Source organism: Nonomuraea sp. NPDC049709 (assembly GCF_040674815.1).
In the GTDB taxonomy this organism is placed as follows: Bacteria; Actinomycetota; Actinomycetes; order Streptosporangiales; family Streptosporangiaceae; genus Nonomuraea.
Genome location: NZ_JBFANM010000021.1, coordinates 1 through 19,453 on the forward strand (window position 1 = coordinate 1; position 19,453 = coordinate 19,453).

The window sequence follows — 19,453 nt, forward strand, 5'->3', positions numbered from 1 at the left end:
CAGCCGCCGCTGACCACCCGCTCGGCGGCCGCCCGGACCCACGCGGACCTGGTCCTGGTCTCGTGGGCTCACCGCCGGGGCCGCCATCGGGGTGTCGGCGTTCGCCGTGCTGCGCCCGGGAAGCGGCTCGCTGCGGGCGGACGGCGGCACGTCACCGTCGGCCACCGCGTCCGCGCCCCCGTCCACGTCGCCGCCCCCGTCGGCGTCCAAGTCGGCGTCCGCGTCCCCGTCGCCCGGCCCGACCGCGGCCGCCGAGCCGTTCGGCACGCCGGTCAAGGGGCCGGTTCCGGTGGCGAGCAGCGGCGGTGAGCCGGCGGCGATGGCCGCGAGCCGAGCCACCGTCGTGTGCGGGACCACCAAGGGGACGGTGGTCGCGTGGGATCTGAACGCGGCCGTCACCTCGCTCGGCGACGGCGGTGGCGCGGTGACGGCCATGGCCGCCGGCGAGCTGGGCGGCCGGCAAGTGACGGCCTCCGGGCACGGTGATGGCCGGATGCGGCTGTGGGGCCCGCGGGGCGAGAGCCTCGCCTCCCACCGCGCGGGCGATCCCATAGTGGCCGTCACGGTCGCGGGCCGGGCGGTCGCGGTGTCGCAGAAGTACGACGGCATGAAGGACCTGCGCAGCGGCGTACGCCTGTGGGACATCTCCACCGGCAAGCAGATCGGCCCCACGATCAACGACCACTTCCAGGGCATCCACGGGCTCGCGTTCGGCAGGCTGGGCGGCCACGACGTGCTCGTCACCGGTGACGGCGGCCAGCGGGTCCGGGTGTGGCGGCTGTCCACGGGCCGGCAGACGCACTCGTTCCACACGGGCGAGATCGGCGGCATCGAGCTGCTGGCCTGCGGCGAGCTGAAGGGCAAGCCCGTCCTGGTGTGCACGCACCTGGACGCGTCCCTGCGCGTGTACGACCTGGCGACGGGCAAGCGCCGGAAGAAGTGGGACTTCAGCGTCCGGAGCCCCGACGACCGGGGAGCCGCCGCCCTGGTGGCGGGGCGACTCGGTGACGTGCCCGTCGCCGCCGTGGCCCACGCCCCGTGGGGCGGCGACGTCGTCGTGCGGGTCTGGAACCTCGACGACGGCGAGATCGTCGGCGTGCTGGGGGCCGGCGAGGGCGGCCCGATCCGCCGGCTGGCGCTGGCGGAGCTGGACGGCCGGCCCGTCCTGGCCGGCGCGGACGACGGGGGCCTGTTACAGGTCTGGAGCCTCGGCCCGGCGTGAGGCGCGGATGGCGTCCACGCGGTCCATCACCGGGGTGGCCGTGACCCCGTGCAGCACGACCGAGGCCAGGACGGTGAAGCCGGTCACCGCCCAGAGCTCCTCGGCCGGCACCCCGAAGCCCGTCTCGCCCAGCGCGTACGCCAGGTAGAACAGCGACCCGATCCCCCGGATCCCGAAGAACGAGATCGCCAGCCGCTCCCTCGGCCCCGCCCGGCCGCGCCACTGGGTCAGCCAGCCGGCCAGCGGCCGGATCACCAGCAGGAGCAGGAGCCCGACGGCGGCGCCGCGCCAGGTGAGCGCCGCCAGGCCGCCGGTGGCGACGAAGCCGCCGAGCAGGAGCAGCAGCCAGGCCGTGAGCAGGCGCTCGACCTGCTCCACGAAGCCGTGCAGGACGTTGTTGTAGCCGTGCCCGTGCTCCGCCCGCCTGATGGTGCAGGCGGTGACGAACACCGCGACGAAGCCGTACCCGTGGGCGAGCTCCGTCACCCCGTACGCGAGGAAGGTGGCGGCCAGCGCCACGAACCCGTCGCGCCGCTCCGACAGGCGCAGCCCGCCCGACCTGGCGCGGAAGAACAGCCTGCCGAGCAGGCGGCCGATCAGCAGCCCCGAGACGACGCCCGCCGCGGTCCGGTAGAGCACGTCCACCAGCGCCCACTCCCCCAGCCAGCCCGCGCCGCCGGCGGTGGCCACGGCGATGGCCGCGTACACGATGGGGAAGGCCAGCCCGTCGTTGAGCCCGGCCTCCGAGGTCAGGGCGAAGCGGACCTCGTCGTCGGCGTTCGCCGCGTCCACGGGCTCGCCCACGTGCACGTCGGAGGCGAGCACCGGGTCCGTGGGCGCGAGCACGGCCCCGAGCAGCAGCGCCGCGCCGATCGGCCAGCCGGGCAGGGCCATGGCCGCGGCGGCGACCCCGGCCACGGTCAGCGGCATGGTCAGGCCCAGCAGCCGCCACGTCGTGGACCAGCCGCGCGGCCCGGCCCGCCGGTTGATCGCCAGGCCGGCGCCCATGAGGGAGATGACGACGCACAGCTCGGTGATGTGCTCCAGGGCCGTGCGGTGGGCGATCGGGTCGGGGTCGGGCAACCCGATGGGCAGCGCGAACAGGACCACGCCGGCGAGCAGGTAGACCAGCGGCAGGGAGAGGGGGCGGCCGGCGAGCACCTCGGGGAGGATCGCGGCGAGCAGGGCGGCGGCCCCGCCGAGGGCCAGGATGAGGTCGAGGGTGGACATCCCGGGCCAGCTGCCCCCAAGATCGCCCCTTATCCCTCCGGCGGGCAAGGGGTGGCGCGCCCGGTCCGGCATCCCGATCGCCGGGCCGGGCGCGCGATCACCCGGCTACGCCGTGCGCAGCCGTTCGATCAGGGCCTTGGCGTCGCGTACGAGCGCGGCCCGCGCCGCCGCGTCCCGCACGTTCCCGCGCTGCTCGGCGATCTTCACGAACCGCTCGAGCGCCGAGACGGCCAGCGCCCGCTTGCCCTTCTTCTCGTGCCGTTCGGCCTGCTCGAGCTGCTCCTGCAGCTCGTACGCGGCCTTCCCGGTCACCGCCCCCGACTGCCGGAACCGCGAGATCAGCGCCCGCACGTCGGCGTAGGAGGTGGTGGTCTGGAAGGTCACGGTCGCGGTGGCCGTCCGGCCCGCCCGGTCGGTCGCGGTGCCGGTGAGCTGGTGCTCGCCGAGCGGCAGCGTCCAGAGCGGCACCGGCTTCCCGGGCGCGACGGCCTTGCCGTCGATCTCGGCGGTGAGCCCGGCCACGCCCGACGCCGCGTCGGTCGCCGTCAGGACGGGGGTGACCGTCGCCGAGTCGCCGTACGGCTTGGCCTCCACTCCTGTCATCGACAGGACCGGGTTCGTCTTGTCGATCTTGACGGTGAGCGTGCCGGCCGGTGAGACGTTGCCGCCGTTGTCGGTGGCCCGGTAGCGGACCTCCTTGGCGCCCTCGGTGCTCAGGGTGACCGGGTTGTTGGCGTTCGCCCAGGTGGTGCCGTCGAGGGAGTACTGCCGGCTGGCGACCGTGCCGTTGTCGGTGGCGGTGACGGTGAGCGTGACGTTGCCGGTGTACCAGCCGTCCTTGCCGTCCGGCTGGGCCGGGGCGAGGGCGGCGGTGACGACCGGCGGGGTGGTGTCGGCCACGCCACTGCCCTGGAAGGTGAACGCGTCCAGCTCCACGCCGCCGGAGGAGGTGACGTACAGCCGGCCGGTGCCCTCCGGCAGGCCCTCCAGCGCGGTGGTGACCGTCTGCCAGCCGTCCCCGGCGGGGATCGTCACGGTGGCGAACGGCTCGGCCGTCGGCGACTTCCACCTCAGGGACAGCGTGCCGGCGCCGGAGGCCGTGGTGCGCACGCCGGTGATCCCGGCGAAGTGGACGGGGTCGTAGGCGATCCAGTCACCGGGATCGAACGAGGTGACCTTCGCCTTGGCCGAGGCGGTGTCGTCCGGGGTCTCCGTGACTCCGCTGCTCTCGTCGGCGTGCTCGGCCTGCGCCAGCTTCGGGTTGAGGGTGAGCGTGTCCTCGCCGAGCGCGCCGGGGATGTTGCCGGCGCCGTTGTCGCGGTAGCTCACGACGACCACGCCGTAGATGTTCTCCGTCTCGCCGTGCTCGGGCGCGCTCGCCGGGGTCGGCCAGGCGCCGGCGCAGCCCGTGCCGGTGGTCTCCGGGTGCGCGTGCGTGTCGTGGCCCAGGCCGAACGTCCACTGCACCCGCGAGCACACCGGGTTGTCGCCGTCCTCGGCGTCGGTCACCCCGATCCGGTACGGCAGCGCGTTCCCCCAGTCGAAGAACCCGCCGTCGGGTGGCGTCTGGACGGTCACCACGGGCGCGGTGTTGCCCACGGTGATCTCGACGGAGGTGAGCCCGGCCCGCCCGCCGGAGTCGGTGACGCGCAGCCGGGCCGCGTACTGGCCCAGCTCGGTGTAGGTGTGGCTGACCGTGGCGCCGGTCCCGTCGAAGGTGCCGTCGCCGTCGAAGTCCCACTCGTACGTCAGGGCGCCCGGTTCGGTGTCCCGCGAGGAGGTGGCGTCGAAGGCGACCGTGAGCGGCGCGGTGCTGCTGGACGTCTTGTCCACGGTGATCCGGGCCTGGGGCGTCTTGTTGGCCGGGGTGTAGTCGATGCGGTAGAGGCCGGCGTCGGGGTTGGCGCGGAAGAACCCGTCGCCGTAGTCCAGCACGTACAGGGAGCCGTCCGGGCCGAACTCGATGTCCATCGGGCTGTCGGTGAGGGGCTGGGCGGCGGTGCGCAGCGCGCTGTTGGGCAGGAAGTGCTCGATCTTCGTGACGGGGCCGTCGGCGCCCGTGAAGGTGAACGCGGCCAGGTAGTCCTGGGAGAACTCGGCGAAGAACGCCTTGCCGTCCCAGTACTCGGGCAGCTTGCCGGGCGCCGGGTTGTCCGGGTCGTAGTGGTAGACCGGCCCGCCCATCGGCCCCTGCCCGCCCTGCGGGTCGAAGTCGACGAGCCCGGCCCACTCGGCCGGCTGGTGGGTGCTGTTGTCGCCGTAGTACAGGTCGGCGGGCACGGCGGGCGGGAGCTGGTCGAGACCGGTGTTCCAGCGGGAGGTGTTGCGCGGCCCGGCCGCGCAGTCGAACCACGGCCCCGGCTGCGCGGTCGCGAAGTCCCAGTCGTTGTAGTTGAAGTTGTTGCCCGTGCAGTACGGCCAGCCGCTGTTCATGGGCTTGTCGATCGGGGTGATGTTCCACTCGACGTAGCCGAGCGGGCCCCGGTTGGGGTCGGCGGTCCCGGCGTCGGGGCCATAGTCGGCCCAGGACAGGGTGCCGGTCTCGGCGTCCACGTCCATGCGGAACGGGTTGCGCACGCCGGTCACGAAGATCTCCGGCCGGGTGCCCGCCGTCCCCGGCGCGAACAGGTTGCCCTCCGGGACCGTGTACGTCCCGTCCGCGGCCACCTTGATCCGCAGGATCTTGCCGCGCAGGTCGTTGCTGTTGCCCGCGCCGCGCCGGGAGTCCAGGCCGGGGTTCATGCCGGGGGCATCGTTGTTGGGCGCCATCCCGTTGGCGCCGGGCGTGCCGGCGGGGGTGTTGTCGCCGGTGGCGAGGTAGAGGTTGCCGTCGGCGTCCCAGTCGAGGTCGCCGGCGACGTGGCAGCACTGGCCGCGCTGCACCTCGACCTTGATGATGACCTGCTCGGTGGACAGGTCCAGCGCGTTGCCCGTCCACTTGAAGCGGGACAGCTGGTTGTAGCCCTTCCACTGGTTCCAGTACGTCTCGTCGGCTCCGGCGGGCAGCGTGTTGGGCGCCGAACCGGTGGGCGTGGTCTCCGGATACGGCGCCGACATCGTCCTGGGCGCGTAGAAGACGTAGACCCACTTGTTGTCGTCGAAGGCCGGGTCGAGGGCGATCGTCTGCAGGCCGTCCTCGGAGTTGGCGTAGACCGGGATCGTGTTGACGACCTTCGTGACGCCGGTGGCGGGGTCGGTCAGGCGGATGTCGCCGTTGCGGGCGGTGTGCAGGACCCGCCGGTCGGGCAGGACGGCCAGGTCGATCGGCTCGCCCACGTTCTTGGTCAGGGTGATCTTCTCGTAGCTCGACCACTCGGTGGCCGGATCGTGCGCTCGGGCCGGTAAGGCCAGCGTGGCGACGGTCAGCACGAGGCTGCCGAGCACCGCGAGGGTACGCTGCATGGTGATGCTGCTCCTAGGACGAGGAGTGTCACGAACCCGGGCCGCCACGCCCGCCGCGGCAACGGCAGGGGATCCCGTGGCGGTCCGGTCTACGTCAGCCGCGTAATGCGGCCATGTTCCGGTAGCTCAGCTCGGCGAACCGCAGCGACTGGGCCGGGTCGGTGCCGGGCGCGTTGTCCTGCTCGTACATCGGGTTGTGGTAGCCGGGGGACCGCAGCTTGGAGAAGAAGCGGCGGTAGTCGATGTGGCCGGTGCCGAACGGCACCATGTCGTAGCCGTTCGGGACGGCCGGGTTGGACGCGCCGTCCTTGGCGTGGAACAGCGGGAAGCGCTTCTCCTGGGCCCGGACGGTGGCGAGCGGGTCGAAGACGTCGGTCTGGACCGACCCGTCGGGCGCGGTGTACGTGCGGTGCTTGAACTGGGCCACGTGCGCCCAGAAGATGTCCATCTCGAAGTAGACCCGCCCGGGGTCGCTGATCGTGAAGAAGTACTCCAGCTTGCGGATGCCGGACGAGCGCGTCGGCCGGCCCTGCTCGTCGAGGGGGCCGCTGTCGAGCAGGAACGCGTAGGCCGCGTCGTGGTTGTGCGTGTAGAGCTTGATCCCGGCCTGGCAGGCGATCGAGCCGAGCTCGTTCCACTTCTCCGCCGCGACGTCCCAGTCGGCCTTGTACGCGCTCCCGGTCGGGTCGGAGCCGGTGCCGACGTGGCCCAGGCCGAGGATGTTCGCGATCTCCAGAGTCTGCTTGAACCGGTCGAGGTCGGCCTGCGTCAGCGGCCACGAGCCCGGGATGAACCCGTGGTTGCCCTCGGCCTGCAGCCCGTTGTCGTCCAGCCAGCTCCGCAGCAGCCGGGCGCCCTCGACGGTCTCCAGGTTGGCCCCGCCCTCGGAGTTGGCGTGCTGGCGGTAACCGGCGAACTCGACCTGCCTGAACCCGATGGCCGACAGCGCCTCCAGCACGCGGCGGAAGCCCGAGGGCAGGGTGGTGGCCAGCGGGTCGCGGGAGATCGCGTCGCGGACGGTGTAGAGGATGATGCCGCGCTTGCCCGGCGGGACGAGCACTCGCCTCGACCCCGTACCGCCGGTCTGGGCGGCGGCCGCGGTGGGCAGGGCGAACGGGATGGCGGCCGCGGCGGCCAGGCCCGTGGTGGCGGCGAGCAGCCCGCGGCGGCTCAGCCCGAGCCGGCGGCGGAGCGTCTCGGCCCGCTCCCGCTCCTCATGGACCTGGTCGTCGGGAGTCGGCTCTTCTGGGGCACGGTGATGGCTCACGCGAGGGTTCCCTTCCTTGAGGGACGCGTGCGCCGACCACGTCGCGGCGGATCTGTGCCCGTCCCCCCGGGCATGCCACCGCCCTGGAGCTCGAGACGATCACCATTGTTACTACGCCGCGGTGATCCGGTCAATGGTGCTCATCTGGCGACGATCCGGTCGATGGCGTCCGGGGAGAGCACGTGCTCGACCACCATCACGCCGGCGCCGACGACCCCGGCCCGGTCGCCCAGCTCGCTGGCCCGGATGCCGAGGTGCTGCGTGGCCAGCGGGAGCGACCGGCTGTAGATCGTCTCGCGCACGCCCGCGAGCACCTGCTCACCGGCTTCGGCCACGTCCCCGCCGATCACGATGACGGAGGGGTTGAAGAAGTTCACGATGGAGGCCATCACCGCGCCGACCTCGCGGCCGGCCTGCCTCACCAGCCGGGTGGCGTGCAGGTCGCCCGCGCGCATCAGCGCGACCACGTCCCTGCTGCCGCGCGCCTCGATCCCGGCGGCGCGCAGCACGGCGGCCATCGAGGCGCCCCCGGCGACGGCCTCCAGGCAGCCGGCGTTGCCGCACCGGCACGGCGCCTCCGAGGCGGGGACCCGGATGTGGCCGACGTCCCCGGCCGCGCCCTGCGCGCCCCGGTGCAGGCGGCCGCCGGAGATGATGCCGCAGCCGATGCCGGTGCCGATCTTGATGAAGATCAGGTGGTCGACGGCCGGTCCGGCGGCCCAGTGCTCGCCCAGCGCCATGACGTTCACGTCGTTGTCCACCAGCACGGGGGCCTCCAGCCGCGCCTGGAGCCAGCCGGGCACGGGGAAGCCGTCCCAGCCCGGCATGATCGGCGGGTTCACCGGCCGTCCCGAGCCGTGCTCGACCGGCCCCGGCAGGCCGACTCCGACCCCGCACACCTGCGCGAGGTCGTGCCCGGTCGCGGCCAGCAGCTCCCGGAAGCCGGCGACCACCTCCCCCAGCGTCCGCTCCGGCCCGCGGTCGACGAGCAGCTCGGCGGCCCGCTCGGCCAGCACGTTGAGCCCGAGGTCGAGGACGGCCAGGCGGGCGTGGGTGGCGCCCAGGTCGGCGGCCAGCACGACACGCGCGGCGCCGTTGAACGCGAACACCGCGGCCGGCCGGCCCCCGGAGGAGATCGAGCCCTCGCCGGCCACGACCCAGCGCTGGCCGATCAGGCCGTCCAGCCGCTGGGTGACGGTGGACCTGGACAACCCGGTGAGCCGGGCCAGCTCCCCTCGGGTGCGGGCCTGCCCGTCCCGGAGGATCGCCAGCAGCGCCCCCGCCCCGGCGCTCTGGCCGCTGGAATCGCTTGGCATGGATCTACCTTACTTCGGAGATCGACCGACTTATGTTGACAAGAATTAAAAGTCGGATCTATCGTCCCGAAATATGCCGGACATATGCGGTGCTCGGGCGGAAATTTCCGGGCAAGTCCGGCAGTTTCCGAGCTCTCCGCGCCGGACGGGCGCGAACCCGGAGGTGGTACCCGACGCGCTCACCGAACCTCCGGCCCGCCCCGCACCCCTGATCCCTCTCCCAGCACCCTCCTCCGCCCCCCAAGGATCCGGCCCGGTCCACACCCCGCCGTCGCGCCGAGACGCGGGCCCAGGGAAATGCCACCCGGGCCGGATCCGTGCACGTCATTCGTTCACGCCGCACGGAATGCGGCGATGCTCAGCACCTTCACCACGGCCGCACGTGCCCGCTGCCCACCCGCCACAGGTTGCCCAGTCGTGCTCGTCCGCCGGCGGGACCGGCATCGAACCCGCCCCGGCCGGCGGCTACGTCCATTGAGCCGCTCGCTCCGGCCGAAGCCGGGCCGGAGGAGCGAGCGGCGCTTCGCGCGGACGGCTGCCCTGCCGGAGCGTGCCACCCTCGTCGCGGGCTGGGCCCACGATCAGCGCCCCCGCTGGAAGGAGTCCACCCGCACGGCGGTGTCGGGGCCCTCCGGAGGGGTGCGGACGCCGCGCGCGAATGACGCGTCCGTCCCCAGGGTTGCGTGGGCCGGGTGATGTGTGATGTGGTGCCGCTCCTGGTCCCCTCGCCGGCTCTAGGAGGCTTTGTCATGCCGTTCATTGTGGACTTGACCAGCGGGAACGTGGAGAAGGAACACCGATCGTCGGAGAAGGGGCACTATGGCGGGTCCGTTCTCGGGCTGCGGTTGATGGGCGAGCGGACCGTTCCGGGGCTGGATCCGTACGATCCGCGGGCGCTGCTCTACGTGGCCGCCGGGACGCTGGGCGGGACGGCGGCGCCCGGGCTGGCCAAGGCGGTGTTCCTGGCCAAGTCGCCGCTGACGGGGGTGGCCGGGGAGGCGCACGCGCTGGGCCCGTTCGCGGCCGGGATGCGGGGGGCCGGGGCGAAGGCGCTGGCCGTGCTCGGGCGGGCGGAGCGGCTGTCGTACCTGCTGGTGGCGGGCGGGGAGGTGACGGTGCACGACGCGGGCGACCTGCGCGGACTCGGCACCGCCGCCACGACCGACGTGCTGCGGGCCCGGCACGGTGAGAGCGCGCACGTGGCGGCGATCGGGCCCGCCGGGGAGAACCTCGTCCGGTACGCGAGCGTGGTGACCGACTACGCCTACGCCGCCGGGCGGTACGGCCTGGGCGCGGTCTTCGGCGCCAAGAACCTCAAGGCCATCGTGTGCCACGGCGACGCGCCGGCCGAGGTGGCGGATCCCGAGGCGGTCGCCGGGCTGGCCGCCTACTACCGGGAGTCGCTGGCCACGAACCCGCTGGCGGCGCTCCAGGCGGGGCTGCCCGGGTTCGCGGGGTGGGCGGGCGATCCGCTCGATGCGGGCTACGCCTCGGTCCGCAACTTCTCCGTACCGGGCGCGCCGGGGCTGCGGGTCCCGGCCGCCCGCGACTACGACGGCCGCGCGGTCTCGACCACCGGCGCCTGCCCGGGCTGCCCGAACGACTGCCTGAAGGTGTACGCCCCACCTGCGCCCCCCACCGGACGGCGACCCGGCGACCGCGCGGCGGCCGCCGGGGAGCGGCGGGCCGGTGGGCTGGGGCAGGAGGCGTTCCTGTCGCTCGGATGGAACCTCGGCATCGACGACCTCGACACCGTCCTGGACGCCAACGCCCGCTGCAACGACCTCGGCCTCGACCCCGTCTCCCTCGGCGGGACGCTCGCCTTCGCCATGGAGTGCGCCGGGCACGGCCTGCTGCCCGGCGGTCCCGCCTTCGGTGACGCGGCGGCGCTGGCGGGGCTGATCGAGGACGTGGCCGCGCGGTCCGGGGCTCTGGGCGACCTGCTCGCCGAGGGGTCGGCGCGGGCGGCGCGGCGTCTCGGGCCGGGGGCGGAGGCGTACGCGATGACGGTCAAGGGCGCCGAGCTGCCGTGCTTCGACCCGCGCCCGCAACCGGGCATCGGCCTCGGGTACGCGCTGGCCCCCGGCGGCCCGCGCTACGACGCCCTGGAGCACGACCTCGACTTCGACCCGGTCGCCGGGCTGGCGTACAGCTTCCCCGAGGCCGCCCGGGTCGGCGCCGAGCCCGCCCCGGCCGGGGTGCTGGACGAGGAGCGGGGGCGGCGCAGCGCCCGGCTGCTGCGGCTGTGGAGCGGGCTGGACGCGCTCAACCTGTGCGTGTTCGCCTCCTCCCCCACCAGACCGCTGACCATCGACCACCTGACCGCCCTGGTCACGGCCGTGCTCGGCACGGAGTTCACGCTGGAGGACCTGCTGGCGGCGGGGCAGGCGCGGCTGGACGGGATGCGCGCGTACGCCCTGCGCGAGACCACCCCTGAGCCCGCCTCCGCTCCAGAGCCCGCCCCCCACACGACCTCCCCCGCCTCCGCAGGCGCGCCGGGCGGGTGGCCGAGCCGGCTCGATGAGGAGTTGCCGGCGCGGCTGCACGACGAGCCGATCACCGACGGGCGGTACAAGGGGGCCGTGCTCGACCGGGACGCGTTCGGGCGGGCCCGGGCGGCGTTCTACGCGGAGCTCGGCTGGAGCCACCGCTAAAGGTGGGGAAACTTCCGAATAAAAACGATTGACCTCCCTCTTGTTCGGTTTGTGAGCCCGCTGCTATCTTCTGGTCAATCGTTTGACCGACAGAGGGAGACCATCGGGGATGGCTGTCACGATCGACCTGACGGGCCGCACCGCGCTCGTCACGGGCGGCGCGGGAGGGCTCGGTTTCGCCTGCGCCCGGGCGCTGGCCGACGCCGGAGCGGACGTCGTGCTCTCCGACCTGGAGGGCCCCCGCCTGTCCGGCGCGGCGGCCGGGCTGGGCGTCACGGCGCGGGCGGCCGACCTCACCGACCGGGCGCAGGCGAAGGCCCTGGTGGACGGGCTCGACCGGATCGACGTGCTGGTGAACTGCGCCGGCATCATGCGCACCACTCCCCTGCTCGACATCGAGCCGGAGGAGTGGCTGCGGATCGTGGACGTCAACCTGAACGCCACGTTCTGGCTCACCCAGGCCGCCGGCCGGCGGATGGCGGGGCAGGGCGCCGGCTCGATCGTGACGCTCGCCTCGGTCGCCGCCCGCTCGGGCCGGCCCAACGCCGCGCACTACTCGGCCACCAAGACGGCGCTGCTGTCGCTGACCAAGTCGGCGGCCGAGGCGCTGGCCCCCGTACGGGTGAACGCGGTCTGCCCCGGTGTCTTCCTGACCACCATGTGGGACGAGATCATCAGCGACCGCGACCGCCGGTTCGGTCCCGACGCGGGCACCGGCTACCTGAAGGAGGTCAGCGAGCGCTCGCCGCTGAAGCGGCCCGGGCGGCCCGAGGAGGTCGCCTCGGCGGTGTTGTTCCTGGCCAGCGACCTGTCCTCGTTCATCACGGGCCAAGCGCTGAACGTCGACGGCGGACTGGAGATGAACTGACCTTGGAGATCTCCAGGAGGCAGACGTTCAAGCTGCTGCCCGAGCTGTTCGGCGACGGCGAGATGGCCGAGATCTTCTCCGCCGAGCGGACCGTGCTGGCCTGGCTGCGCACCGAGGCGGCGCTCGCCCGCGCCCAGGCCGAGGCGGGCGTCATCGGCCGGGAGGACGCGGCGGCCATCGCCGCGGCCTGCGTGCCGGCCAACATCGACATCCCGCGCCTGTGGTCGGAGGCGGTGAACGTGGGCTACCCGATCCTCCCCCTGGTACGGATGATCTCCGCCGCCCTGCCCGAGGGGCCCAACGGCCGCGTCCACTACGGCGCGACCACGCAGGACATCATGGACACCGGCCTGGCCCTGCAGATGGGCGAGGCGCTCGACCGCCTGGCCGCGCTGCTGGCCGGGTTCGGCGACGCGGTCGCCCGGATGGTGGCCGAGCACGCGGGCACGGTCATCGCCGCCCGCACGCACGCCCAGCAGGCCGTGCCCACGACGTTCGGGGCGAAGATGGCGGTGCTGCTGGCGGAGGTGACGCGGCAGCGCGAGCGGGTGGCCACGGCGGCGCGGCGGGTGCGGGTCGTGTCGCTGTTCGGCGCGGGCGGCACCTCGGCCGCGATGGGCGAGCGCTCCTCTGAGGTGCGCGCGGGCGTGGCCGGGCTGCTCGGCCTGCGGACGACCGAGGTCCCGTGGCACGTGGCCAGGGACGGCGTGGCCGAGTTCGGCGTGACGTGCGCGTCGCTGTCGGCGACGGCGGCCCGCTTCGCCCGCGAGGTCGTGGACCTGTCCAGGACCGAGGTGGGCGAGGTGCGCGAGGCGGGCGGCCACCACCGGGGCGCCTCCTCCACGATGCCGCAGAAGGCCAACCCGATCGGCTGCGAGGCCGTGATCGGCATGTCCGGCACCGCCGGCGCGCTCAGCTCCGGGCTGTTCCGCGCGATGGAGGCGGGGCACGAGCGGGCGGCCGGCGAGTGGCAGGTGGAGTGGTACGTCGTGCCGCTGCTGGCCGAGCTGGCCGCGGGCGCGCTGGCCACGGCCGCCGAGGTCGCGGTGGGCCTGCGGGTCTACCCGGAGGTCATGCGGGCCAACCTGGGCGCCGAGGGCGGCCTGATCATGGCGGAGGCGTACATGATGCGCCTGGCGCCGGCGCTGGGCCGGGAACGCGCGCACGACCTGGTCTACAAGGCGGCGCACGAGGCGCGCGGGAGCGGGCGGGAGCTGGCCGACGCGCTGCGCGACGTGGCCGGGCCCGGCGACCTGGAGAGCCTGGGCGGGCTGCCCATCCCGCCCGAGTCCTACATCGGCGACGCCGGGGCGATCTGCGCCGCGGCACTGGACGCCTGGAGAAAGTGATGAGTGAGAGAAGGCTGGCGGACCTGCTGGCCATGTGGCGGATCCGCGCATTCGAGGAGAAGGTGCGCGACCTGCGCACGGGAGATCCCGCCGGGCCGATCGTCGGCTCGGTGCACCTGTGCATCGGCCAGGAGGCCGTCCCGGTCGGCGCGTGCGACGCGCTGGAGCCTCAGGACGCGCTGTTCGCCACCTACCGCGGCCACGGCTGGGCACTGGCCAGGGGTGTTCCGGCGGAGCCGCTGTTCGCCGAGCTGATGGGCCGGGCCACCGGGGTCAACGGCGGCCGGGGCGGCTCGGCGTACTTCACCGCCGCCGAGTACGGCTTCCACGGCGAGAACTCGATCGTCGGCGCCGGCGCGCCGATCGCTTGCGGCGCGGCGCTGGCGGGCCGGTTCGACGGCTCGGACCGGGTCGCGGTGACCGTGTTCGGCGACGGCGCGATGAACCAGGGCGCGGTGCACGAGGCGATGAACTTCGCCGCCGCGTTCTCCCTGCCGGTCGTGTTCGTCTGCGAGAACAACCGCTACTCGGAGCTGACGCCGATCGCCGACATGGTGCGCAGCCCGCGCCTGGCCGACCGCGCCGCCGCGTACGGCATGCCGGGGCACCGGATCGACGGCAACGACGCCGAGGCCGTGCGCTTCCACGTGCGCGACGCGGTGGAGGTCGCCCGCGAGGGCGGCGGCCCGACGCTGCTGGAGTGCATGACCGAACGCCTGGTCGGCCACTACATCGGCGACGCCGAGACCTACCGGCGGCCGGGCGAGCTGGAGCGGATCAGGCTCAGGGAGCCGATCGCCCGGCTGCGCGCGGGCCTGCTCGCCGACGGCGTGCCCGCCGAGCGGATCGACGCGGTGGAGCACCGGGCGCGCGCCGAGATGGCCGCCGCCGCCGCGGCCGCGCAGGACGCGCCCCTGGCCGACCCCGCCACAGCGATGGAGCACCTGTATGCGTGAGCTGACCTACGGCGAGGCCGTGAACGCGGCCCTGCACCGCCTCATGGAGGAGCTGCCGGAGACCCTGGTCTACGGCGAGGACGTGGGCGTGCCCGGCGGCGTGTTCGGGGTGACGCGGGGACTGCGCAAGCAGCACGGCGAGCGGGCGTTCGACACCCCGATCAGCGAGTCGGCCATCCTCGGCAGCGCGGTGGGCGCGGCGATGTTCGGCCGCCGCCCGATCGTGGAGATCATGTGGGCCGACTTCTCGCTGGTCGCGCTGGACCAGATCGTCAACCAGGCGGCCAACGTCCGGTACGTGTCGGGCGGGCGGCTGCGGGCGCCGCTGACGATCCGTACGCAGCAGGGCAACGCGCCGGGCGCGTGCGCGCAGCACTCGCAGTGCCTGGAGGCGCTGTTCCTGCACGTGCCGGGGCTGCGGGTGTGCATGCCGAGCACGCCGCAGGACGCCTACGACCTGCTGGTGACCGCCGTGCACTGCGACGACCCGGTGTTGGTGATCGAGAACCGCACGCTCTACTTCGGCCGGAAGGAGCCCGTCGAGACCGGCGGCCCGGTACGGCCGATGGGCGGGGCCCGCACCCGACGCCCCGGCTCCGACGTCACGATCGTCACCTGGGGCGCGATGACGCACCGCGTGCTGGAGGCGGCCGGGACGCTGGCCGGCGAGGGGATCGAGGCCGAGGTGCTGGAGACCCCGTGGCTCAACCCGTTCGACACGGAGGCGGTTACCGAGAGCGTGCGCCGCACCGGCCGGCTCGCGGTCGTCCACGAGGCGAACGTCACCGGCGGTTTCGGCGCGGAGGTCGTGGCCCGCGTCGCGGGGGCGGGGGCGCACCTGATGGCGCCGCCGATCCGGATCGGCACGCCGGACGTGCGGATGCCGGCCGCGCCCGCGCTGGCGCAGGCCCTGGTGCCGGACGCCGCGCGTATCACGGGGGATGTACGGGCCCTGGTCAAGGGCTGACCACCCGTAGTCAAACGATTGACTAGCAGGAGAACCATGAAGAAGGCATTCCTCGTCACCGCCGCGCTGATCATGGGCGCGACGGCCTGCGGCGGATCCACCGGCACCGGCGACAGCACCGGCACCGGCGGCGACGGCAAGAAGGAGTACACCATCGGTGTCTCCAACCTGGGCCTGAGCTTCCCCTTCCCGGCTGCCATCGGCAAGGGCATCAAGGAGGAGGCCGCCAAGCTCGGCGTGCGGATCGTCGAGCTGGACGCCCAGGGCAAGGCGGACAAGCAGAGCAACGACATCCAGGACCTCATCGCCCAGCAGCCCGACGGCGTGCTCATCCTGCCCGTCGACTCCGGCGTGGCGCAGGGGCTGGCCGACCGGCTCAAGGCGTCGGGCATCCCCACGGTCGCGGTGGCCTCGCAGGTCGGCGACCCGAAGAAGCGCCAGCTCAAGGACGTGTACCCGGGGCTGGTGGCGCTGGTCACCCAGGACGAGTACGCGGCCGGCGGCAAGGCCGGCGAGATCGCCGCCGGCGTCGTGCCGGGCGGCGGCAAGCTGGCGATCGTGGAGGGCCAGGCCGGCTTCGCCGAGGTGGTCAACCGCTATCAGGAGTTCCCGACGGCCGCCGCGGCCAAGGGCGCGAAGTACGAGGTCGTGGCCCGCCAGCCGGGCGACTGGGTGCAGGACAAGGCCCAGTCGGCCTGCCAGAACATGCTCTCCTCCAACCCCGACACGCAGCTGTTCTACGCCCAGTCCGACGACATGGCGGTGGGCTGCGCCAAGGCGGTCGCCGCGGCCGGCTCCAAGGCCAAGATCGTCGGCATCGGCGGCAGCAAGCTCGGGATCGACGCGGTGAGGTCGGGCGCCATCGCCGGCACCGTCTGCTACAAGCCGGAGGACCTGGGCGCGCTCGCCCTGGACACCCTCTACCAGCACCTGACCGGCGAGAAGAAGCAGGACGCGGCCTTCGTCACCTACGACACCCCGGCGATCACCAAGGACAACCTCGCCCAATGCACGCCGCAATGGTAGACGCAGCCGGAACACCCCTGCTGTCCCTGGAGGGCATCGGCAAGGAGTTCCCCAACGGCACCGTCGCGCTGCGGGACGCCCGCCTGACCGTCCACCCCGGCAGCGTGCACGGCCTGGTCGGGGCGAACGGCGCGGGCAAGTCCACGATGATCAAGGTCATCGCCGGCGCCCACCCGCCGACCTCGGGCGTCGTGCGGTGGAAGGGCGAGGAGATCGACTGGCGCACCCCCGGCGCCGCCCGGAAGGCGGGGGTGGCGACGATCATGCAGCACGTGCCGCTCGCCCCCACGCTCACCGTGCTGGAGAACGTCTTCCTCGGCACCGGCGGCCCCTGGCGGCTGCCCCGCTCCCGGCGCGCGGAGTTCGCCCGGCTGCTGGAGCGGGTCGGCTACGCCATCGACCCGGACGCCGAGGTGGCCGACCTGGCCATCGGCGAGCGGCAGATGGTGGCGATCCTGCAGGCCCTGGCCACCGGCGCGGAGCTGGTCGTGATGGACGAGCCGACCGCCTCGCTGGCCGAGGGCGAGCGGCAGGTGGTGTTCGACGTCGTGCGCAGGCTGTCCGCGCAGGGCACGGCCTTCCTGTACGTCTCGCACTTCCTGGACGAGGTGCTCTCCCTGACCGACCGGGTCACCGTCCTGCGCGACGGCACGGTCGTGGCCGAGGGCGCCACCGCCGGCTACGACGAGGACCGCCTGGTCCAGGCGATCGTGGGCCGGGACCTGCTGGGCGTGGAGCGGCGCAGCGCCGAGCCGGTCGCCCCGGACGCGCCGGTACTGCTGTCGGTGCGCGGGCTGAGCTCGGCGGCCGGCGTGCGGGAGGTGTCGTTCGAGGCCAGGGCGGGCGAGGTGATCGGGCTGGCCGGGCTGCTCGGCTCGGGCCGCTCGGAGATCCTGCACGCCGTCTACGGCGCCGACCCGCGGGCGAGCGGCGAGGTGCGGGTCGAGGGCAGGCCGGTCCGCCGCACCCCGCGCGCCGCCGTGGCCGCGGGCATGGCGCTCGTGCCCGAGGACCGCGGCTCCCAGGGCCTGGTGAACACGTTCCCGATCTGGAAGAACATCTCGCTGCCCGACCTGGCGTCCCTGTCGTCGGGCCGGTCGCTGCCGCGCGAGCCGGACGAGCGGGGGCGCGCCCGGCGGGCGATCGCCGACCTCGGCATCGTCTGCGCCGGCCCGGACGCGCTGCCGACCGAGCTGTCGGGCGGGAACGCGCAGAAGGTCGTGTTCGGCAAGTGGCTGTACGGCGGCGCCCGCGTGTTCATGCTCGACGAGCCCACCGCCGGGGTGGACGTCGGCGCCAAGGCCGACATCCTCGAGCTCGTCCGACGGTTCGCCGCGGGCGGTGGCGCGGTGCTCGTGGTGAGCAGCGAGTTCGAGGAGATCCTCGCGGTGGCGACCCGCGTGCTGGTCGTGCGCGAGGGCCGGATCGTCGCCGAACGGGCGGCACACGAGACATCCGAGGAGGAGTTGCTGATGCTGGCGAACGGATTCGGCGAGGGGGGTGCGCACGATGCCGCCTGAGACTGCCACGGCACGGCGTTCGCGGTGGCGGGCGGCGCTGCGGCCCGGCAACGCGGGCGTGGTCTACGCCCTGCTGCTGATCGTCGCCGTGCTGACGCTGCTGTCGGCCCAACTCGGCCGCCCGCCGTACCTGTCGGCGACGAACATCATCAACATCCTCGACCAGTCGTCGCTGATCGCGATCCTGGCCGTGTTCACCACGGTCGTGCTGATCAGCGGGAACTTCGACCTGTCGGTGGCCTCGGTGGCGGCGTTCTCGGCGGCGACCGTGCTCAGCCTGGTGGCGCCGCTCGGCCTGCCGGTGGCGATGGCGGTCGCGCTCGGCGCTGGGCTGGTGTGCGGGGCGGTGAACGGGCTGATCGTGCAGCTCGTCGGCATCAACGCGTTCATCGTCACGCTCGGCACGATGACGGCCGTGCGCGGGCTGGTGCTCATCCTGACGGACGGCCGGACGATTACCGCCGAGGACCCCGGCGCGCAGAGCTCGCTGATCGCCCTGCAGGCGGGCTACTGGACGGTCCCGCACGTCCTGGCGATCGCCGGCGTGGCGGCCGCGGCCGCCGGCGTGGCGGTGCTGCTGCGCCGTTCTCGCAGCGCCGGGATCGCGCTGCTCGTGGCGGGCGTCGCGGCGATCGCGCTCAGCCCCGTGTTCGGGTTCGAGCTGCGGCTGAGCAAGCCCACCTACTACCTGATCGTGATCGCCGGGATCACCTGGGCGGTGCTGCGGTACACGGTGATCGGCCGCCGCCTGTACGCGGTCGGCGCGAACGCCGAGGCCGCCCGCCTGTCCGGCATCAACGTCAACCGCTACCGGATCGGCGCGTTCGTCCTCAACGGGCTCGGCTCCGGCTTCGTCGGCATCCTGTTCGCCGCCAAGCTGCTGGCCATCAACCCGACGGGCCTGCAGGGCACCGAGCTGACCGTGCTGGCCGCGGCCATCCTCGGCGGCACCTCACTGTTCGGCGGCCTGGGCAGCGTGCTGAAGTCGGTGGTGGGGGCGCTCATCCTGTTCACCCTGGACAACGGCTTCAACGTGCTCAACCTCGGCGCCAATTACCAGGGGGTCATCGTCGGCACGGTCGTCGTCGTGGCCGCCGCCATCTACACCGTCGCCGGCCGCCAGCGGCAGGTGAAACGGGTACGGGAATCGTCGAAACCGCAGGTACCGGTCAGACAGGAGGCGCTGCGATGAGGGGCGTCTGGCACTTCTCCTTCACCGTCGCCGACCTCGACAGGTCCGTGGCCTTCTACCGCGACCTGCTCGGCTTCACGCTGGTGCACCGGCAGGAGCAGGACAACGACTACACCCGCCGGCTCGTCGGCTACCCGGACGCCGTGCTGCGCGTCGCCCAGCTCGCCGTGCCCGGCCAGCCGCGCGGCGTCTCCACGCACGACCTGGAGCTGGTCGAGTACGTCCGGCCCCGGGGCGAGCCCCGCGACCCGGCCCGCCACCTGCCCGGCGCGGCCCACCTGGCGCTCACGGTCGAGGACGCCCGCGCCGAGCACGCCCGGCTGGCGGCGGCCGGGGTACGGTTCGTCAACCCGCCGGCCGAGATCACGGCGGGCGTGAACAGGGGCGGCTACGCCTGCTACTTCCTCGACCCTGACGAGATCACGCTGGAGCTCGTCCAACCTCCTGCTACCTTGTGACGCTCAAACGATTGATCTTGGAAGGA

At 73.5% G+C, this 19,453-nt stretch carries 15 protein-coding genes; 10 read left to right on the top strand and 5 right to left on the bottom strand.

Translation table 11 applies throughout. The features are described 5' to 3' along the window. The coding region (locus AB0J69_RS22090) for a hypothetical protein (protein ID WP_364120017.1) at nt 1-357 on the bottom strand (357 nt) is incomplete at its 3' end. 10 nt (nt 358-367) lie between these two features. On the opposite strand from AB0J69_RS22090, the gene AB0J69_RS22095 reads away from it, so the two are divergent. Further along, entirely contained in the window at nt 368-1,222 is an 855-nt protein-coding gene (locus AB0J69_RS22095) for a hypothetical protein (protein ID WP_364120019.1), read from the top strand. On the opposite strand, the gene AB0J69_RS22100 is transcribed toward AB0J69_RS22095, so the two are convergent. The 4 genes from AB0J69_RS22100 to AB0J69_RS22115 form a co-directional block, all read right to left on the bottom strand. After that, nucleotides 1,193-2,452 carry a cation:proton antiporter gene (locus AB0J69_RS22100; RefSeq protein WP_364120022.1) on the bottom strand — a complete coding sequence of 420 codons (1,260 nt, stop codon included), beginning with the start codon at nt 2,450-2,452 and terminating at the stop codon, nt 1,193-1,195. The two genes, AB0J69_RS22095 and AB0J69_RS22100, sit on opposite strands and share 30 nt — an antisense overlap. Before the next feature lie 105 nt (nt 2,453-2,557). Continuing rightward, a complete protein-coding gene (locus tag AB0J69_RS22105; RefSeq protein WP_364120025.1) occupies nt 2,558-5,854 on the bottom strand; it encodes a PQQ-dependent sugar dehydrogenase in 3,297 nt (1,098 codons plus the stop codon). Nucleotides 5,855-5,948: 94 nt separating this feature from the next. Further along, a complete protein-coding gene (locus tag AB0J69_RS22110; RefSeq protein WP_364120028.1) occupies nt 5,949-7,121 on the bottom strand; it encodes a sugar phosphate isomerase/epimerase family protein in 1,173 nt (390 codons plus the stop codon). A gap of 140 nt (nt 7,122-7,261) precedes the next feature. Continuing rightward, entirely contained in the window at nt 7,262-8,437 is a 1,176-nt protein-coding gene (locus AB0J69_RS22115) for an ROK family transcriptional regulator (RefSeq protein ID WP_364120031.1), read from the bottom strand. 749 nt (nt 8,438-9,186) lie between these two features. On the opposite strand from AB0J69_RS22115, the gene AB0J69_RS22120 reads away from it, so the two are divergent. From AB0J69_RS22120 to AB0J69_RS22160, 9 genes are all read left to right on the top strand, one after another. Continuing rightward, complete coding sequence (locus AB0J69_RS22120) at nt 9,187-11,091, top strand: aldehyde ferredoxin oxidoreductase C-terminal domain-containing protein (protein WP_364120034.1); 1,905 nt, start codon at nt 9,187-9,189, stop codon at nt 11,089-11,091. A gap of 109 nt (nt 11,092-11,200) precedes the next feature. Next, nucleotides 11,201-11,959 (top strand): SDR family NAD(P)-dependent oxidoreductase, encoded by a 759-nt coding sequence (locus AB0J69_RS22125; RefSeq protein WP_364120037.1) that lies wholly within the window; start codon nt 11,201-11,203, stop codon nt 11,957-11,959. 2 nt (nt 11,960-11,961) lie between these two features. Beyond that, a complete protein-coding gene (locus AB0J69_RS22130) occupies nt 11,962-13,308 on the top strand; it encodes a lyase family protein (RefSeq protein WP_364120040.1) in 1,347 nt (448 codons plus the stop codon). Beyond that, nucleotides 13,308-14,264 carry a thiamine pyrophosphate-dependent dehydrogenase E1 component subunit alpha gene (locus tag AB0J69_RS22135; protein WP_364120043.1) on the top strand — a complete coding sequence of 319 codons (957 nt, stop codon included), beginning with the start codon at nt 13,308-13,310 and terminating at the stop codon, nt 14,262-14,264. The genes AB0J69_RS22130 and AB0J69_RS22135 overlap by 1 nt, the downstream gene beginning before the upstream one ends. After that, entirely contained in the window at nt 14,257-15,231 is a 975-nt protein-coding gene (locus AB0J69_RS22140) for a transketolase C-terminal domain-containing protein (protein ID WP_364120046.1), read from the top strand. Before AB0J69_RS22135 ends, AB0J69_RS22140 begins: the two co-directional genes overlap by 8 nt. Nucleotides 15,232-15,267: 36 nt before the next feature. After that, complete coding sequence (locus tag AB0J69_RS22145; protein WP_364120048.1) at nt 15,268-16,257, top strand: sugar ABC transporter substrate-binding protein; 990 nt, start codon at nt 15,268-15,270, stop codon at nt 16,255-16,257. Next, a complete protein-coding gene (locus tag AB0J69_RS22150) occupies nt 16,251-17,777 on the top strand; it encodes a sugar ABC transporter ATP-binding protein (RefSeq protein ID WP_364120051.1) in 1,527 nt (508 codons plus the stop codon). The genes AB0J69_RS22145 and AB0J69_RS22150 overlap by 7 nt, the downstream gene beginning before the upstream one ends. Beyond that, nucleotides 17,767-18,969 (top strand): ABC transporter permease, encoded by a 1,203-nt coding sequence (locus AB0J69_RS22155; RefSeq protein ID WP_364120054.1) that lies wholly within the window; start codon nt 17,767-17,769, stop codon nt 18,967-18,969. Before AB0J69_RS22150 ends, AB0J69_RS22155 begins: the two co-directional genes overlap by 11 nt. After that, complete coding sequence (locus tag AB0J69_RS22160) at nt 18,966-19,427, top strand: VOC family protein (RefSeq protein WP_364120056.1); 462 nt, start codon at nt 18,966-18,968, stop codon at nt 19,425-19,427. Before AB0J69_RS22155 ends, AB0J69_RS22160 begins: the two co-directional genes overlap by 4 nt. Nucleotides 19,428-19,453 lie beyond the last annotated feature (26 nt).

Coding starts and splice junctions, on each gene's coding strand:
- AB0J69_RS22160 (WP_364120056.1), top strand. CDS start 18,966: ATGAGGGGCGTCTGGCACTTCTCCTTCACCGTCGCCGACCTCGACAGG.
- AB0J69_RS22140 (WP_364120046.1), top strand. CDS start 14,257: ATGCGTGAGCTGACCTACGGCGAGGCCGTGAACGCGGCCCTGCACCGC.
- AB0J69_RS22155 (WP_364120054.1), top strand. CDS start 17,767: ATGCCGCCTGAGACTGCCACGGCACGGCGTTCGCGGTGGCGGGCGGCG.
- AB0J69_RS22145 (WP_364120048.1), top strand. CDS start 15,268: ATGAAGAAGGCATTCCTCGTCACCGCCGCGCTGATCATGGGCGCGACG.
- AB0J69_RS22125 (WP_364120037.1), top strand. CDS start 11,201: ATGGCTGTCACGATCGACCTGACGGGCCGCACCGCGCTCGTCACGGGC.
- AB0J69_RS22150 (WP_364120051.1), top strand. CDS start 16,251: ATGGTAGACGCAGCCGGAACACCCCTGCTGTCCCTGGAGGGCATCGGC.
- AB0J69_RS22135 (WP_364120043.1), top strand. CDS start 13,308: ATGAGTGAGAGAAGGCTGGCGGACCTGCTGGCCATGTGGCGGATCCGC.
- AB0J69_RS22120 (WP_364120034.1), top strand. CDS start 9,187: ATGCCGTTCATTGTGGACTTGACCAGCGGGAACGTGGAGAAGGAACAC.
- AB0J69_RS22115 (WP_364120031.1), bottom strand. CDS start 8,437: ATGCCAAGCGATTCCAGCGGCCAGAGCGCCGGGGCGGGGGCGCTGCTG.
- AB0J69_RS22105 (WP_364120025.1), bottom strand. CDS start 5,854: ATGCAGCGTACCCTCGCGGTGCTCGGCAGCCTCGTGCTGACCGTCGCC.
- AB0J69_RS22100 (WP_364120022.1), bottom strand. CDS start 2,452: ATGTCCACCCTCGACCTCATCCTGGCCCTCGGCGGGGCCGCCGCCCTG.